15 protein-coding genes and 1 riboswitch are annotated in these 15,117 nt (G+C 48.6%); of the genes, 9 read left to right on the forward strand and 6 right to left on the reverse strand.

Annotation, left to right across the window (positions count from 1 at the left end; all coding sequences use genetic code 11):
* Nucleotides 1–130 precede the first annotated feature (130 nt).
* On the forward strand, nucleotides 131–1,201 hold the full coding sequence (gene rlmN / locus HU147_RS01980) for a 23S rRNA (adenine(2503)-C(2))-methyltransferase RlmN (RefSeq protein ID WP_224074638.1): 1,071 nt from the start codon (nucleotides 131–133) through the stop codon (nucleotides 1,199–1,201).
* A gap of 237 nt (nucleotides 1,202–1,438) precedes the next feature.
* Here the strand turns inward: rlmN and HU147_RS01985 are convergent, their stop codons facing one another.
* From HU147_RS01985 to HU147_RS01995, 3 genes are read right to left on the reverse strand one after another with little or no spacing between them, the layout of a single operon-like run.
* Nucleotides 1,439–2,365 carry a carbohydrate ABC transporter permease gene (locus HU147_RS01985; protein WP_224074639.1) on the reverse strand — a complete coding sequence of 309 codons (927 nt, stop codon included), beginning with the start codon at nucleotides 2,363–2,365 and terminating at the stop codon, nucleotides 1,439–1,441.
* Complete coding sequence (locus HU147_RS01990; protein WP_224074640.1) at nucleotides 2,366–3,277, reverse strand: carbohydrate ABC transporter permease; 912 nt, start codon at nucleotides 3,275–3,277, stop codon at nucleotides 2,366–2,368.
* A gap of 15 nt (nucleotides 3,278–3,292) precedes the next feature.
* Nucleotides 3,293–4,615, reverse strand: coding sequence for an ABC transporter substrate-binding protein (locus HU147_RS01995; RefSeq protein WP_224074641.1), 1,323 nt, complete (start codon nucleotides 4,613–4,615; stop codon nucleotides 3,293–3,295).
* A gap of 335 nt (nucleotides 4,616–4,950) precedes the next feature.
* Here HU147_RS01995 and HU147_RS02000 point away from each other — a divergent pair, with 335 nt between their 5' ends.
* The 7 genes from HU147_RS02000 (at nucleotide 4,951) to HU147_RS02030 (ending at nucleotide 10,720) form a co-directional block, all read left to right on the forward strand.
* The gene (locus HU147_RS02000) at nucleotides 4,951–6,081 is read left to right on the forward strand and encodes an ABC transporter ATP-binding protein (protein ID WP_224074642.1); all 1,131 of its coding nucleotides are present in this window, start codon (nucleotides 4,951–4,953) and stop codon (nucleotides 6,079–6,081) included.
* Nucleotides 6,082–6,115: 34 nt separating this feature from the next.
* Nucleotides 6,116–6,219: riboswitch (TPP riboswitch) on the forward strand.
* A 133-nt stretch (nucleotides 6,220–6,352) separates the two neighbouring features.
* Nucleotides 6,353–7,036, forward strand: coding sequence for a thiaminase II (tenA, locus tag HU147_RS02005; RefSeq protein WP_224074643.1), 684 nt, complete (start codon nucleotides 6,353–6,355; stop codon nucleotides 7,034–7,036).
* Between the two features lies 1 nt (nucleotide 7,037).
* The gene (gene thiM / locus HU147_RS02010) at nucleotides 7,038–7,829 is read left to right on the forward strand and encodes a hydroxyethylthiazole kinase (protein WP_224074644.1); all 792 of its coding nucleotides are present in this window, start codon (nucleotides 7,038–7,040) and stop codon (nucleotides 7,827–7,829) included.
* Nucleotides 7,826–8,665, forward strand: a complete 840-nt coding sequence (gene thiD / locus HU147_RS02015; protein ID WP_224074645.1) for a bifunctional hydroxymethylpyrimidine kinase/phosphomethylpyrimidine kinase — start codon at nucleotides 7,826–7,828, stop codon at nucleotides 8,663–8,665. The genes thiM and thiD overlap by 4 nt, the downstream gene beginning before the upstream one ends.
* Entirely contained in the window at nucleotides 8,646–9,302 is a 657-nt protein-coding gene (gene thiE, locus HU147_RS02020; RefSeq protein ID WP_224074646.1) for a thiamine phosphate synthase, read from the forward strand. Before thiD ends, thiE begins: the two co-directional genes overlap by 20 nt.
* The gene (gene thiW, locus HU147_RS02025; protein WP_224074647.1) at nucleotides 9,299–9,787 is read left to right on the forward strand and encodes an energy coupling factor transporter S component ThiW; all 489 of its coding nucleotides are present in this window, start codon (nucleotides 9,299–9,301) and stop codon (nucleotides 9,785–9,787) included. Before thiE ends, thiW begins: the two co-directional genes overlap by 4 nt.
* A gap of 90 nt (nucleotides 9,788–9,877) precedes the next feature.
* Nucleotides 9,878–10,720 (forward strand): YkuS family protein, encoded by an 843-nt coding sequence (locus tag HU147_RS02030; RefSeq protein ID WP_224074648.1) that lies wholly within the window; start codon nucleotides 9,878–9,880, stop codon nucleotides 10,718–10,720.
* Nucleotides 10,721–10,850: 130 nt separating this feature from the next.
* Here the strand turns inward: HU147_RS02030 and HU147_RS02035 are convergent, their stop codons facing one another.
* A complete protein-coding gene (locus tag HU147_RS02035; RefSeq protein WP_224074649.1) occupies nucleotides 10,851–11,816 on the reverse strand; it encodes a nuclease-related domain-containing protein in 966 nt (321 codons plus the stop codon).
* Nucleotides 11,817–12,054: 238 nt separating this feature from the next.
* Nucleotides 12,055–13,332, reverse strand: a complete 1,278-nt coding sequence (locus HU147_RS02040; protein WP_224074650.1) for an MFS transporter — start codon at nucleotides 13,330–13,332, stop codon at nucleotides 12,055–12,057.
* Between the two features lie 208 nt (nucleotides 13,333–13,540).
* Between HU147_RS02040 and HU147_RS02045 the strand changes: the two genes are divergently transcribed.
* Entirely contained in the window at nucleotides 13,541–14,296 is a 756-nt protein-coding gene (locus HU147_RS02045) for an exodeoxyribonuclease III (protein WP_224074651.1), read from the forward strand.
* A gap of 32 nt (nucleotides 14,297–14,328) precedes the next feature.
* Here HU147_RS02045 and HU147_RS02050 read toward each other — a convergent pair whose 3' ends face one another.
* Complete coding sequence (locus HU147_RS02050; RefSeq protein ID WP_224074652.1) at nucleotides 14,329–15,039, reverse strand: alanyl-tRNA editing protein; 711 nt, start codon at nucleotides 15,037–15,039, stop codon at nucleotides 14,329–14,331.
* Nucleotides 15,040–15,117 lie beyond the last annotated feature (78 nt).

A 15,117-nucleotide genomic window follows, 5' to 3' on the forward strand; every position in this document is an offset into this window, starting at 1 on the left:
ACCCAGAAGCAGATGATTTAATCCGTTATTAAAAACAGATTTTTCTGTATAAACAAAAATAGTTGTTGTCAAAGGTAATTTTTAGTATTATAATAAGCAATTGTGAAATTCTGAAATGAGGGTACTAATAATGAAAAATTCCATCTATGGATTGACGATTGATCAATTAAAAGAATGGTTTTTAGAAAATGGACAAAAGAAATTCCGTGCTGAACAAGTTTGGGATTGGCTATATATTAAACGCGTCACTGAATTCTCCCAGATGAACAACCTCAGTAAAGAGGTCATTGCGCTTTTGGAAGAGAACTTTGCGATCCGTACTTTAACAGAAGCGGTCAAGCAGGAATCTGCTGACGGCACAATCAAATTCCTTTTCCGTCTGCAGGACGGCAACTTGATTGAAACGGTTTTGATGCGCTTTAAATACGGCAACTCGGTTTGTGTAACGACACAGGTCGGCTGTAACATCGGCTGCAGTTTCTGCGCCAGCGGACTTTTGAAAAAGAGCCGCGATTTAAACGCGGGCGAAATCGTCGAGCAGATCATGCAAGTGCAGGCTCACTTTGATGCACAGAAAAAAGATGAGCGCGTTAGCCACATCGTGGTTATGGGGATCGGCGAACCGTTCGATAACTACACAAACTTGATGGGCTTCTTGAATGTCGTCAACTCACAAAAGGGTTTGGCTATCGGAGCTCGCCACATTACCGTTTCAACAAGCGGTATCGTGCCGAAAATCTACGATTATGCGGACGAAGGCCTGCAGGTTAACCTGGCAATTTCTATCCACGCGCCGAACAATGAATTGCGTTCACGCATCATGAAAATCAACAAAGCCTACCCGATCGAGAAATTGATGGCGGCCATCGATTACTATTTGGAGAAATCCAACCGCCGCATCACATTCGAATACATCTTGCTGCGCGACGTCAACGACCATGTTGAAGAAGCGAACCAATTGGCGAAGCTGCTTGAAGACAAGCGCCACTTGTCATACGTCAACTTGATTCCGTACAACTCCGTCAGCGAGCATGACCAGTACCAGCAAAGCACACCGGAAGCGATCAGCGCTTTCTTCGACGCTTTGAAAAAGAAAGGCATCAACTGCGGCGTGCGCCAGGAACAAGGCGCGGACATCGACGCGGCTTGCGGCCAATTGCGAAGCAAACAAATCAAAAAAGAAAAAACAGCTGCTCTATAAGAGCAGGCTGGTTGAAAAAGGGCATCCCTCTGTGTGGGATGCCCTTTTTTGTGTCGAATTTTGTTGAACGCAAATAAACTGTTTTAAGCGCAAATAAACCCAGTGTGAACGCAAATAAAAACTTTTAAACGCAAATAAACTCAAGCTTTCAGTGATTTACGGACAAATAGCGATTTATGAAAAATAAAAAATCCCATCGGCAATCGTTGCCGATGGGATTTTGCGTCCACGCGTTCTTTATTTTCCTCCGGACTGGAGGTTGATGCCCTGGATAAAGTATTTCTGGAAAAAGAAGAAAATCAGGATGACTGGCAGCAATACAAGAAGCGAGCCGGCCATCAAGTAATTCCATTGGGTGCTGAGCTGCCCTTTAAATACCTGCAAGCCGATTTGGAGCGTATACAGGTTCTCGTCGTTCAAGTACAGGAGCGGCCCCAGAAAGTCGTTCCAAGCGCCGTTAAACGAGAAGATGGCGACGGTGGCGATTGCCGGCTTGGTGAGCGGCAATCCGATTTTCCACCAAATGTAGAAATGGTTGGCGCCTTCCATTTTTGCGGCTTCGATCAATTCAGTCGGAATTGTCATATAGAACTGGCGCAGCAGGAAGATATTGAATGCGCTGCCGAAAAACGCCGGCACAATCAGCGGGTAATACGTATTAACCCAGCCGAGGTTCGCAAACAACACATACTGCGGAATCAGGGTAACGAATCCGGGAATCATCATGGTCGCCAGAACGATGGCGAACAGGACATTTTTGCCGCGGAACGGGATTTTTGCAAAGCCGTAGGCAATGAACGAGTTGGATAAGACATTGCCGATGACGACCAGAATCGTGATGGTCAGCGTATTGATGGTGTAGCGGGTGAAAGGCGCCGCTTCCCATGTCTTGATGTAGTTTGAGAACAGCCAATCCTCCGGCCAGAACGACGGCGGGAAACTCATCACTTCCGCCATCGTTTTAAGGGAAGTCGCAAACATCCACCAGAGAGGGGAGAGAATCAGCAAACTACCGATCGCGAGCAGGACAAAATTGAAAACCACCAGGATGTTTTTGCGGTTGCCCCGGTGTTCAAAGAAACTGGGATTTTCATTCGCCGTTTCAATGGTTTTCAGATCATCTGCCTTGTCTAAATAGTCGAGATTATCCGTCGGTTTGTCCATTTACTTCTCCTCCCCTTCGTAATGCACCCAACGGGGAGCGAGTTTAAGATTGAAAATCGTCAAGATGAAGACGATGACAAAGAGAATCCATGACATCGCCATGGCGTAGCCCATATTGAAGTTGGTGAAGGCCTGCTTCCACATGTACAAGTTATAGAACAGCAAGGAGTTGGCAGGTCCGCCTTCGCCGTTATTGGACATAACGTATGCTTCCTGGAAAATCTGGAAGCCGCCGATCAGGCTGGTCACGACATCAAAGAAAATGACCGGCGTAATCATCGGAATCGTAATGTGGAAAAACTTTTTCCATGTATTGGCGCCGTCGATTTCAGCCGCTTCATAAAGCGATTTGGAAACGCCCTGCATGCTCGCCAGATACAACAGCATCGAGCCGCCGACGCTCCATAGCTTCATGAAAATGATGGAAGGCTTTGTCCAGTCGGGGTCAAACAGCCAGTTCGGTCCGTCAATGCCAAACCAGCTGAGGACCAGATTGACCATCCCGGTTCCCGGATCAAGCAGCTGCATCCACAGCATATAAACGCCCACACCTGACAGGACTGCCGGCAAATAATACAGCGTCCGGAATATGCGCATGCCGGGAATGTCCTGATTCAAGAGCGCCGATAGGAAAATAGCGCCGATTGTGGTCAACGGCACAGAAAAGATAACGAAGTACAAGGTATTCCAAAGGGAGGTCCAAAAAAGACTGTCCTCAGTGAAAAGCCCTTGATAATTTTCTGCTCCGACAAAGTCCATCTGCGATGTAATATTATAGTTTGTAAAACTTGCCACAAATGAAAATACCAAAGGCCCCGCAGTGAAAGCGAGAAAGCCGATGATCCATGGCAACACGAAAATATAGCCATATATGCTTTCTTTGCGCCGCATGGTCAATCTTTTTTTCCCCAAAGTGACACCTCCTTGTTACTTGTTTTTCTCGATTAAGTTCTCGACATCGGTCTGCGATTTCGTCAGCGCTTCTTTCGCTGTCATCGAACCGAGCAGGAATTCATCAACGTTCGGATTGATCAGGCTGCTGAAGTCCGGTGCAAATACCGGAACCGGAGTCAATAAAGTATGCTCCATGTTCTCAACGGCCTTTTCATATACCATGGTGCCGTCTTCATTGAATTCATCGGATTTTGCCGCCGCTTCCGCCGCTTCGACATTGGCAATATTGTCGAAGTTTTTCACTGCCCAGTATTCCTGCGCTTCCACGTCTGTCAAATATTTGATGAATTCCCAAGCTGCTTCGGAATTTTTCGATCCTTCCGGGATTTCAGCGACAAAGCCGCCGCCCCAGCTCGTGTGGCCGTTGCCTTCTTCATATTCCGGAAGTTCGACGACGCCGAAATTCAAATCAGGTGCGTAGTCGCGGATTTGTGTGTAGAAGGTCGGTGCCTGGGCAATCATCGCCAGATCGCCGCTGAAGAACGGGTGTCCTTGCTGGCTGTCAATTTGGGCCTGGTAGGAGTTGATGACGTCATCGCCGTATTTGTCTTTCCAGGATTTAAGCCAGTTCAGCACTTCTTCGTTTTTAGGCGTATCAATTTCAAAGTTATCTTGTTCGTCAAAATAGTTTTGGCCGTTGGCATTCAAGAGCCATACGTCATAGCCGATTCCCCAAAGTGGGTAGAAGCCGATCTGGTCATAGTTGTTGCCTTCTTTTTTGTCGAGTTTTGCTGCATATTCTTCCAGCTCTGCCCAGGTAGTCGGCGGTTTTTCAGGATCCAGCCCCGCTTCTTTAAAGGCGTCTTTGTTATAGAAAAGTACACGTGTATCGGTATTAAAAGGAATGCCGTATGAATCGCCTTCATAAAGAGTTGCGTCCCAAAGTTCCGGATAGAAGCGCTTGGAAATATCATCTTCTTCCAAAAACGTCGACAAATTCATCGCCTGTTTTTTCTGGCCGCGGAGAGCAGTGGCATTGATGTCGTTGATGACGACATCAGGCGGATCGCCTGCAGCGATGGCTGCCAATTCTTTGGTCCAGATATCGCCGAATGGCAGATAAGTGTGTTTTACTTCAATTTCCTCCTGCGATTCGTTGAAATCCGTGATGATTTGTTCAATTATCGGACGGCGGATTTCGGATCCCCAAAACGTCCAAAAATCGACGACAGTTTTGCCGTCTTCGTTTACCGCTGCCTCGTCGCCGCCGCTGTTGTTCGTCTGAAAGCCCGAACAGCCGCTGAGAATCAAAGCAAGGCCGGCAATTAAGACGATGAAAATTTTTAATTTGTTCATCTTGTTCCACTCCTTTTGGTGTATTTTGAAAATAAGTACAAATAATATCTTCGACAGTCGAAGTAAAGAGACGATTTTGCCTGATTTTCAGCGAAAAAATGCCCCTTTTTCATTAGAAAAAGAACCGTAAAATCTTCCAGCTTCTCATGTCTAGTAGAAGTATATAACAACTACTCCTTCTTTTCAAAGAGTAATCTAAATATACAGATAATAGGACTAAATACCGAGTTTAAGCGGTTTTGAAATTGGGTATGAACATTTATTTTCCAATTTGCGATTTGTAATATACAGAAAACTGTTTATAATTAAGGTAAAAAAGAATGGGGAGTGGCATAATGGCAGAGATTCTAATCAACAATTTAGGGAAGACATACGATAATGGTGCTACCGCCGTAACCGATTTTAATCTTCACATCAAAAACGAAGAATTTATTGTCTTTGTCGGCCCCTCGGGCTGTGGGAAATCCACAACGCTTCGCATGATTGCCGGCTTGGAAGAAATAACAGACGGAGAGTTTTTCATCGACGGAAAGCGAATGAATGACGTTCAGCCGAAAGAACGCGACATCGCGATGGTTTTCCAGAACTATGCGCTTTATCCGCACATGACGGTCTATGAAAACATGGCATTCGGATTAAAGCTGCGCAAATTCAAAAAAGAGGAAATCAAAAGACGGGTAAATGAAGCTGCTGCCATTCTCGGCCTGGAAGAATACCTGGACCGGAAACCGAAAGCGCTTTCTGGAGGGCAGCGCCAGCGTGTTGCTTTGGGTCGTGCGATTGTACGCGACGCCAAAGTGTTCCTGATGGATGAGCCGTTATCCAACCTGGATGCCAAGCTTCGCGTTCAAATGCGTGCTGAAATCGCCAAGCTCCATAACCGCCTGAAGACCACGACTATTTACGTGACGCACGATCAGACAGAAGCGATGACGATGGCGACGCGCATTGTCATCATGAAGAGCGGCCTGATCCAGCAGGTAGGCAGCCCGAAAGAAGTATACGATTTCCCGGCCAACCGTTTTGTCGGCGGCTTTATCGGTTCACCGGCCATGAACTTCTTTGACGGGAAATTAGAAGGCGGTGCATTCGTCATGGGCGACCGCATTATCGACATTCCTGCTGAAACATTGAATATACTTAAGAATCAAGGCTATGACGGTGCGCCGATTACGCTTGGCATCCGGCCTGAACATATTCATGTAAACAACGAAGATTTAACAGGCATTCCGCACAGCGATATCGATGCGGTCATTACTGTATCCGAACTGACGGGTGCTGAAACGATCATTTATGCCGTTTACGGCGAACAGGAATTTATTGCCCGCGTGGATGCCGACAACCGCATCGAGCCGGGCCAGACAGCGCGCCTTGCATTCGATATGTCGCGCGTCCATTTCTTTGATCCGGTCAGCGGGGAGCGTATCAAGCCTGAAAAATCAGAAAAGCCTGTTGTAGTTTCGTAAATTTGTGTTAAAGTGATTTTGACAACCGAATAATTAACACCACTAGGGGAGCCGGATATCGGCTGAGACGGGCATAAGCTCGGACCCTTTGAACCTGATCTGGATCATACCAGCGGAGGGAAGTGGCGAACGCATGCTGCTTTACTTAATTTGACTGCATACGCCGCTTTCCTTTACTGGAAAGCGGCGTTTTTTATTTGGCAAAACGGCAGACGTGCACGGAGACCAAAAAAGCCGGGCGCTAAAGCCGAAACTCAAAGGAGATGGAGAAATGGAATTTTGTGAAGAAGTACGCAGCGAATGCAACGAGTTATGGCAGGCAAGTTTTGATCATCCGTTTGTAAAAGGCATCGCGGACGGCACGCTGCCGCTGGATGTATTCCGGCATTATGTTATGCAGGACGCCTATTATTTAAGCCATTTCGCAAAAATCCAGGCTATCGGGGCAGTCAAAGCAACCGATCTCGAGACGACAAAACGTTTTGCTTTTCATTCCGAGCATACGTGCGCCGCTGAACTTGCTTTGCACGAGTCGTTCATGGAACTGCTAGGAATTACGGATGAGGACTGGGAAGTTTTTGAACCGTCACCGAGTGCCTATGCCTATGTTTCTCATATGTACCGTGCGGCAGAAGGCGACTTGGCTGATGTGGTCGCTTCGATTCTGCCCTGCTACTGGCTTTACCACGAAATTGGCGAACGGCTAAAGAACGCCAAACCCGACCATCCGATCTATGACCGCTGGATTGGCACATACGGATCGGCGGAATTCGGCGAATTGGTCAAAGAACAGAAGGACCGCATGGACAGACTGGCATCCGGCCTGCCGGAAAAACGCCGGACAGAGCTGAAAGACCGGTTCCGCCGAAGCAGCTACTACGAATGGAATTTCTGGGAGCAGGCATGGCGGCAAGAATCCTGGACGATAAATACGTATAGCCAGGCAGGTGTCTGAAATGCTGGAAAAAGTGCGTGCAGAAAACCCGATCGTCCATTGCATCACCAATCACGTCGTCTCGAACTTCCAGGCAAACGGGCTGCTGGCGCTCGGGGCCTCACCCATTATGGGTGAAGCGCCGGAAGAGGCGGCTGAACTGGCCGCTTTAGCGGATGCGGTGTCACTTAATATCGGAACCTTGAACAGCCAAAGTTTAAACAGCATGCTGATTGCCGGGAAAACAGCCAACGGGCTTGGAACGCCGGTCGTGCTCGATCCGGTTGGAGTAGGCGCGACGGAATTTCGGAAAAACGCGGTCAATAAAATCCTGGAAGAAGTGAGAGTCTCTGTTATCCGCTGCAATGCCGGAGAATTGGCAGCAATTGTGGGTGCCGACTGGCAGGCAAAAGGCGTCGACGCAGGGGAAGGAAAGGGAAATGTTGGGGAATTGGCTCGGACTGCCGCCAAACGTTATGGATTGGTTGTGGCCGTATCCGGTGAAACGGATTTTGTCACGGACGGTGAGCAGCTTTCTAAAATTCGATACGGCCATAAAACAATGGCAGCTATAACAGGAACGGGCTGCTTGCTCAGCGCTGCAGTGGCAGCGTTTCTGGCTGTGTATCCCAAAGCTCATTTTGAAGCAACGGCAGCTGCCATGCGCTATTACGCCATTGCAGGAGAACTGGCGAGCCGGCAGGCAGAATTTCCGGGAGAATTTCAACGTGCATTTTTAGACCGGTTGGCAGCGATAGACGAAGACGAACTGGATAAATTCATGAATCAAAAGGAAGGGGAGCTAAAGCGATGATTCCACAAACATTGACCATTGCCGGATCTGATTCTGGAGGAGGAGCTGGTATCCAGGCGGACATTAAAACCTTTCAGGAACTTGGTGTTTATTCCACGTCGGTCATTACAGCAGTGACCGCACAGAACACGCTTGGCGTCACAGGCATTTACCCGGTGCCGCTATACGGAGTGAGAGAACAGCTGCGGGCTGTCGGAGAGGATTTTCAGATTGCCGCATTGAAAACGGGCATGCTGTTTGATGCGGAAATCATTCAAGAAACCGCCTCCGCCATCCGGCAATACGGCTGGCAGAACCTAGTAGTGGACCCGGTCATGATTGCCAAGGGCGGCGCAAGCCTTTTGCAGCAGGAAGCGGTGGACGCGTTAAAGCAGCACTTGCTGCCGCTGGCATTCGTGGTGACGCCAAACCTTCCGGAAGCGGAAGTGATCAGCGGCGTTTCCATCTATGACGAAACGTCAAGGAAGCAGGCAGCCAAAAAAATCCTGTCGTTTGGTGCCGCATCGGTCGTGATCAAAGGCGGCCATGCAGCAAATCCGGAAATTGCGGAAGACTATTACCTCGCGCAGGACGGACAAGAAAGGCTGTTTCGTTCGCCGCGCATCAAGACCAGCCAGACCCATGGAACCGGCTGCACATTTGCTGCCGCGCTGACGGCGGAACTGGCTAAGGGTAAGCCGGTGGAAAGCGCTATTTGCACCGCGAAACAGTTTATCCAGGCAGCGCTCAGCGCAGAATTGCATATCGGCGCCGGACACGGGCCGACCAATCATGCAGCCTACCAGGCAAACGTGCGCAGAAATGGAGGCGTCGAACATGTCCGGGTTATTCAGTAAGCCGGGAGTTTATTTTATATTGGGCAGCCAGAATGCAGCGGGGCGGGATCCGATAGAGATCCTGGAAGCGGCTTTGGCAGGAGGCATTAGCTGTTTCCAATTAAGGGAAAAAGGAGCAGGTGCTTTAACCGGGAACCGGCTGCTGGATTTCGCAGCGGAATGCCAACAGCTGTGCCGTGACTATCAAGTGCCGTTCATCGTCAATGACGATGTCGAGCTTGCCCGCATTCTTGATGCTGACGGCATCCATATTGGACAGGAAGATATGGAAGCAAGTACGGCAAGGCACCTATTGGGGCCGGACAAGATTTTGGGGGTATCCGTGCATTCAATGCTAGAAGCGGAAGAAGCCGTAAGGAGCGGTGCAGATTACGTCGGCATGGGCCCGGTTTTTGGCACGCAGTCAAAAGCGGATGCTAAAAGCCCGGCAGGCATTTCAGGAATCGTGGCTGTGAAAAGCCGTTATCCTGAACTTCCGGTAATCGGCATCGGCGGCATCACGCCAGATAATGCCGGGCAGGTTTGGTCTGCAGGAGCGGACGGTGTGGCGGTGATTTCTGCCATTGCCCAAGCGGAGAGCATTCCCCTCCAAATCAGCCGCTTTAATGAATCGATAAAGGCAGGTGCTGAAAAATGAGCACTAAGAAACTTGTGCTGATTGCCATGTTTGTTGCCATCAGTGTCGCCGGTTCAGCGTTTGTCTCTTTTCCGGCAGGCATCGCACGCGCTTATCCGATCCAGCATGCGATGAACGTCATTGCAGCGGTCCTCCTGGGGCCGGGGCCGGCATTGCTGATTGCCTTTTTGACGGCAGTTGTCCGGGTGCTGACAGGAACCGGCTCGCTCCTCGCTTTTCCTGGGGGAATGATCGGGGCGCTCATTGCTGGCGTGATGTATGCCAAATTCGGTAAAGTCTGGTTTGCGGCTGCGGGTGAAGTAGTCGGGACCGGAATCATCGCTTCGCTCGTTGCCGTGCCTTATGCCCGTATTTTAATGGGAACAGACCTGGCCGCACTGTTTTTCCTGCCGCCTTTTTTCATCTCCAGCCTGTCCGGGGCAGTGCTCGGAGCGGTTGTCGTAAAGAAGCTTTTGCGCAACTCGTCTAAATTACAGTTAAATTAAAAATATTTCATTATCCGCTTTGTGTTTAGTTGTAAGGAATTAGGGGGAAATACAGGGATAAACACATTTCAAAAAGGAGTGGACAAGATTATGGTGAAAATTGCAGTAGAAGAACCGTTTACATCTGTAAAAGAAGCATTGCAAAAAAGAGGCTACGAAGCTGAGATGTTGGATGATAAAACAGAAGCGATGGATTATGACTGCGTGGTCGTCAGAGACAAAGAGGACTTAACAGATTTTCACATGAATGTTCCTCTAGTTGAAGCAAAAGGGCGCACGTTGGAAGAAATCGTGGATGAAGTGGAAGAGCGGCTTGTCCGCATCGGCAAAATTCCGGCTCCACCTTCGAGCGGCGGAATCACCGGCAGTTCATTCCTTAAAGGCGCAGCGACCGGAGCCATTGTCGGCGCTGCGGCCGGACTCCTCCTGACTCCGAAGAGCGGCAAAGAAATGCAGGCGGTTGTAAAAGAAAAAACGTCCGACACGAAAGAGAAGCTTGGCGGTGTTACGGAAAAAGCCAAGGGCACTGTCGGCCAAGTGAAAGAAAAGACAAGCGGCGTTACGGATAAAGCGAAAGGCACGCTGGGGCAAGCTAAAGAAAAGACAAGCGGTGTCACAAGCACCGTCAAAGAAAAAGTTAAAGGCCCAGTGGACAATTTGAAAGCAAAACGCCAGGAAATGCAGGAAACAAAAGAACTGAAAAAGCAGGAAAAAGTCGTTAAGCAGGAAGCGAAAGCTGAAGAAAAGGCGCAAAAAGAGCACGAAAAAGCTGAAAAGCAAGCTGAAAAAGAAATCAAAAAAGCTGAAAAAGAAGCTTCTAAAGACAAAGGGTCGATTGAAGTAGTAGAGCTTGGCGATGCAGATGTAACAACAAATGCATCAGGCGGAGCTACAATCGTTTCCACGGAAGCGAATAAAAACAATAAAAAATAAGCGTTGAAAAACCCGGCAGCCCCTGAAATGGCTGCCGGGTTTTTTGTGTTTTCATTTACGAGCAACTGCTGGCGCGTTATGAGCAACTTCAAGTAATATACGAGCAACTTCGGGGCATATACGAGCAACTTCATACCCTATACGAGCAACTCGCCTCCAAAACGTATTTTGCACCCTTAAAAGTCCCCTTTTTCTTCAAATCCATATCGTGCAAAAGCCGTTTAGCCAAATGGCGGTCCTCAATCTGCAGCACTTCCCGGCACATCCGGTTCGTAATCGGCCCGCCAGTCAGCCGGTGCCAGTCTTGAATGGCCTGGACATGCGCATGTTTATCGGATTCCCCGCAAAATGGACACAGCCAGGTGCCGTAAGTTCGCTTCATGCCGATACGCCCGCATGCCACGCACCATACGCCGCGGATCATCATTTGCAGCGGGTATGCCGGATTGCTGCAGATCGGTTTGGGTACATAATCCGAATGGGCAGCCAGGATTTTATTCGCCAACTCGGTCATTTCACTAAGACCCATGACTGCTGATGCACTTTGGGGTTTATTGAGGAACATCGGCAACTGGTGGGAAAACAGAATGGTGTGGGTATCAGGCACATTTTCGGGAATTTGTTTTGGGTAGGAGAGGATAAGTACAGAGCGGATCGGCAAAGAGACACCGGAAGCGTGCAGCCATTCATCCAGCAGCCACCCGTTCGTGTCGATTTGCTCGATGGGGCTTTTGCGCCCAATGACGCTGCCGTCTTCTTTGGTCTGGATGAGCTGCAGGGGAGATTGTTGAAAGCGGAGGCGCCCGCTCATGTTTTTGACTTCGCAGACATAAACACACCATGGCGTAATCATCAGCGAATCCAACTGAAAAGCCTGGAAAGACCTTAACGATACATTGTGCAGGAAAATATGGGGGAATGGCAATCGGCTGGCGGCTACATAATCATCAAAACGCTGTTCGCCGCCAATCCCGGCGGAATCGTTGTAGTAATCTTCCTTCACTTCCTTGTATAAAGCATGCGTTTTCGGCAGCCGCCGGAGCAGCATCTCAAGCCGCTCCCTTTCGAGTGAAATTCCCCTGGTTTTCAAAATCACAGCCATCCCTCCATTTTTTTAAATAAAACCATAGCATGCAAGAAAGGGAGTGGCTATACTTCTTTTCATAATAAATATTTAGAGCAGGAAAAAGGCGCAAAAATGAGATTTCGCGAGCGCCAATAGGAGGTCAGGCGGCCTTTTGCTAAACCGCCAATAAGATATGCCAACCCCGACCATTAACGCCCAACCACGAAAAAAACCGATCCGGCACGCGCCGGATCGGTTTATTCATTCATCAATCAGGCGCCACTTCATCGACCGGTGCATGCGGAACCGGTTCCGGCACACGTGACAGAATCACAAGGCCGATGACGAATAAGACGACGAGGCTGAAGACGCCCATGCTGGAATTCCCGGTAATCTGCGAAGTGACAGCTACCAGAAGCGGGCCCAGGATGGCGGCGAATTTGCCGAAGATATTGTAGAATCCGAAAAATTCATTGGAATTTTCTTTTGGTACGAGTTTACCGAAATATGAGCGGCTGAGCGCCTGGATGCCGCCTTGACTGGTGGCCACAAGCATCGCCAGAATCCAGAAATCGGTGATTGTTTCCAGGAAGAAGGCGTAGATGCAGACGACAATATACACACAAATCCCGACGTACAGCATTTTCTTGCCGGTGAAGCGCTCAGACAGACGGCCATACAAAATGGCGAACGGTGCGGCCACTACTTGGGTAACAAATAGGACAATCAGCAAACTGGTCGACGACAGCCCAAGATCCGTCCCGTAAGCGGTGGACATCGAGATAATGGTGCCGACGCCGTCGATATAAAAGAAATAAGCCAGCAAAAACAGGAACAGCGCACGATACTGGCGGATCTCCCGGACGGTTTTGCTGAGGCGCTTAAAGCTCTGGGCAACCGGATTCGGTTCTTTCTCGATAAAATAGCGCTGGCGCACATTCCGGAACAGGGGCAGCGAGAACGCAACCCACCATATAGCTGTAATCAGAAACGCGATGCGGCTTGCATTGATTGTAGAAATCGGGATTACACCATTGCTTGCCAGCAGGATGACTGCAATCGACAGGATAAACGGAATCGTCGATCCGATATAGCCAAGGCCGTAGCCGAATGCCGAGACATTGTTCATGCGTTTTTCAGTGGTAACATCTACGATAAAGGCATCATAAAACACATTGGCACCCGTAGCGCCAAGAGCGGCAAATGTATAGCAGATAAGCAGCATCAGCCAATTATCGCTTGGAATAAACGCCAGCATCGCCGTAGAAATGGTGCCGAGCAGGAAGAACGCTGTGAAGAATTTTCGCTTCATGCCTTCGTAATCGGCAAGCGTTCCTAAAATAGGCCCGATCAGCGCCAAAATGAATGTGAAGATGGCAATGGTGTAGCCGAGATAAGCGGTGGAATCGGACAGGCTGACGCCTGCTTCAGTTGCCGCATTTTTATAGAACAATGGAAAAACAGCAGTGGTGATAATGATGGAATAAGCGGAACTTCCCCAATCGTAAAACGCCCAGCTTTTCTCTTCTTTGGTGAATTTTTTCATGTCTCATTCCCCTTAAGTACCAGATAAACCCATTGTACAAGATGGCAAGCAAAAATGATGCACCATTCTTTAAATTCACTGAAATTTTACAAAATTTTATTACGGATGGCAATTAACTGTAACACCTTCCTCGAGGAATACGCTTTGTTTGAGAGAGGCAGGGTCTTCCGATAGACTGAGAGTATCTGAATGAAAGAAGGTAAGTGTTTTGAAACTGATTTCGTGGAATGTCAACGGCTTGCGGGCCGTGATGAAAAAAGGCTTTATGGATTTTTTTGCAGCCGTGGATGCAGATGTGTTCTGCCTGCAGGAAATAAAGCTGCAGGAAGGCCAGATTGAGATGGATCTTCCGGGTTACTATACATATTGGAATTATGCTCAGAAAAAAGGCTATTCCGGTACGGCGATATTCACAAAGAAAAAGCCGCTGGCTGTCTATTACGGGCTCGGAATCGAAGAACATGATACAGAAGGGCGCATCATCACCCTCGAATACGACACACATTTCGTCGTGACCGTCTACACGCCGAATTCCCAGCACGGCTTGCTGCGGCTGGATTACCGCCTGGAATGGGAAGACGCCATTCTTTCCTATATAAAAGAACTGGACCGCAAAAAGCCGGTGATCCTGTGCGGAGACTTGAACGTCGCCCACCAGGAAATCGATTTGAAGAATCCGCGGGCAAATCTGAAAAACTCCGGCTTCACTCCGGAAGAAAGAGGCAAAATGACGGACTTCCTGAACAGCGGATTTGTCGACACGTTCCGCTATTTTTATCCGGAACAGACGGGCAGCTATTCGTGGTGGTCGTACCGCTCCAACTGCCGGGAAAAGAACGTCGGATGGCGCATCGACTATTTCATCGCTTCTGAAAATTTGGCTCCTATGCTAAAAGGTGCGAAAATCCATAAAGACGTATGGGGATCGGATCATTGCCCGGTTGAACTGACCGTTACGATATAAAACAAGCCCTCACGCTAAGTGAGGGCTTGTTTTTAAATGGTGCGGACTTCGAGGCGGGTAACGCCTTTGCCTTTGTTTTTGGTTTTATCGAGAACAAACTTTCCGACTGCACCGGTTTGCTTCACATGCGTGCCCCCGCAGGCCTGTTCATCAATATCTCCAATTTTCACGAGCCGGATTTCCTTAACCGCTTTCGGAATCAAGTTGACGATGGTTTTGATTACACCTGAAATATTTTCTGCTTCTTCCCGCGGCAAAGTCCGGACACTCACTTCGTGGTTGCGCTCCAGCTCATCATTCGCTTTGGAGACAAGCGCATCGATTTCTTCTTGGCTGAGTTCAGTTATGCCGGTCAGGTCGATACGCGCTTTATCCGGATAGATTTGATTGCCCGTGCATAAGGAATCATGCTCCTGATTAAAAACAGCAGCGATGACATGGAGCAAGGTATGGTGCTTCATCAGATTTTGTCTCCGGTCCCAATCCAATTTAGCCGTCACAGGTCCAAGCGACAGCTTATCGGGCTCACTGACGTAATGGAAGATTTCCCCGTTTTCTTTCTTCACTTTCACGACTGTTATTTCCTGCCCGTTTTGGATCAATACACCGGTATCGGTTTCCTGTCCGCCGCCAGCGGGATAGAAAACCGTCTGATCCAATGTCACTTTATCTCCATCGATAGCCGTAATTTCTGCTTCGCATGATGTTAAATAACTGTCTTCCAAGAACAATTCTTTTGTCATGTGATCCATCCTTTATTCAAGAATTAAAGTTAATAAAACTACTATATCACAAAAAATTTTAAGAATTCAAAAAAATTA

It is taken from the genome of Planococcus chinensis (genome assembly GCF_020071995.1).
GTDB classification, from domain to species: domain Bacteria; phylum Bacillota; class Bacilli; order Bacillales_A; family Planococcaceae; genus Planococcus; species Planococcus chinensis_A.

Coding starts and splice junctions, on each gene's coding strand:
- rlmN (WP_224074638.1), top strand. CDS start 131: ATGAAAAATTCCATCTATGGATTGACGATTGATCAATTAAAAGAATGG.
- HU147_RS01985 (WP_224074639.1), bottom strand. CDS start 2,365: ATGGACAAACCGACGGATAATCTCGACTATTTAGACAAGGCAGATGAT.
- HU147_RS01995 (WP_224074641.1), bottom strand. CDS start 4,615: ATGAACAAATTAAAAATTTTCATCGTCTTAATTGCCGGCCTTGCTTTG.
- HU147_RS02000 (WP_224074642.1), top strand. CDS start 4,951: ATGGCAGAGATTCTAATCAACAATTTAGGGAAGACATACGATAATGGT.
- tenA (WP_224074643.1), top strand. CDS start 6,353: ATGGAATTTTGTGAAGAAGTACGCAGCGAATGCAACGAGTTATGGCAG.
- thiM (WP_224074644.1), top strand. CDS start 7,038: ATGCTGGAAAAAGTGCGTGCAGAAAACCCGATCGTCCATTGCATCACC.
- thiD (WP_224074645.1), top strand. CDS start 7,826: ATGATTCCACAAACATTGACCATTGCCGGATCTGATTCTGGAGGAGGA.
- thiE (WP_224074646.1), top strand. CDS start 8,646: ATGTCCGGGTTATTCAGTAAGCCGGGAGTTTATTTTATATTGGGCAGC.
- thiW (WP_224074647.1), top strand. CDS start 9,299: ATGAGCACTAAGAAACTTGTGCTGATTGCCATGTTTGTTGCCATCAGT.
- HU147_RS02030 (WP_224074648.1), top strand. CDS start 9,878: ATGGTGAAAATTGCAGTAGAAGAACCGTTTACATCTGTAAAAGAAGCA.
- HU147_RS02040 (WP_224074650.1), bottom strand. CDS start 13,332: ATGAAAAAATTCACCAAAGAAGAGAAAAGCTGGGCGTTTTACGATTGG.
- HU147_RS02050 (WP_224074652.1), bottom strand. CDS start 15,039: ATGACAAAAGAATTGTTCTTGGAAGACAGTTATTTAACATCATGCGAA.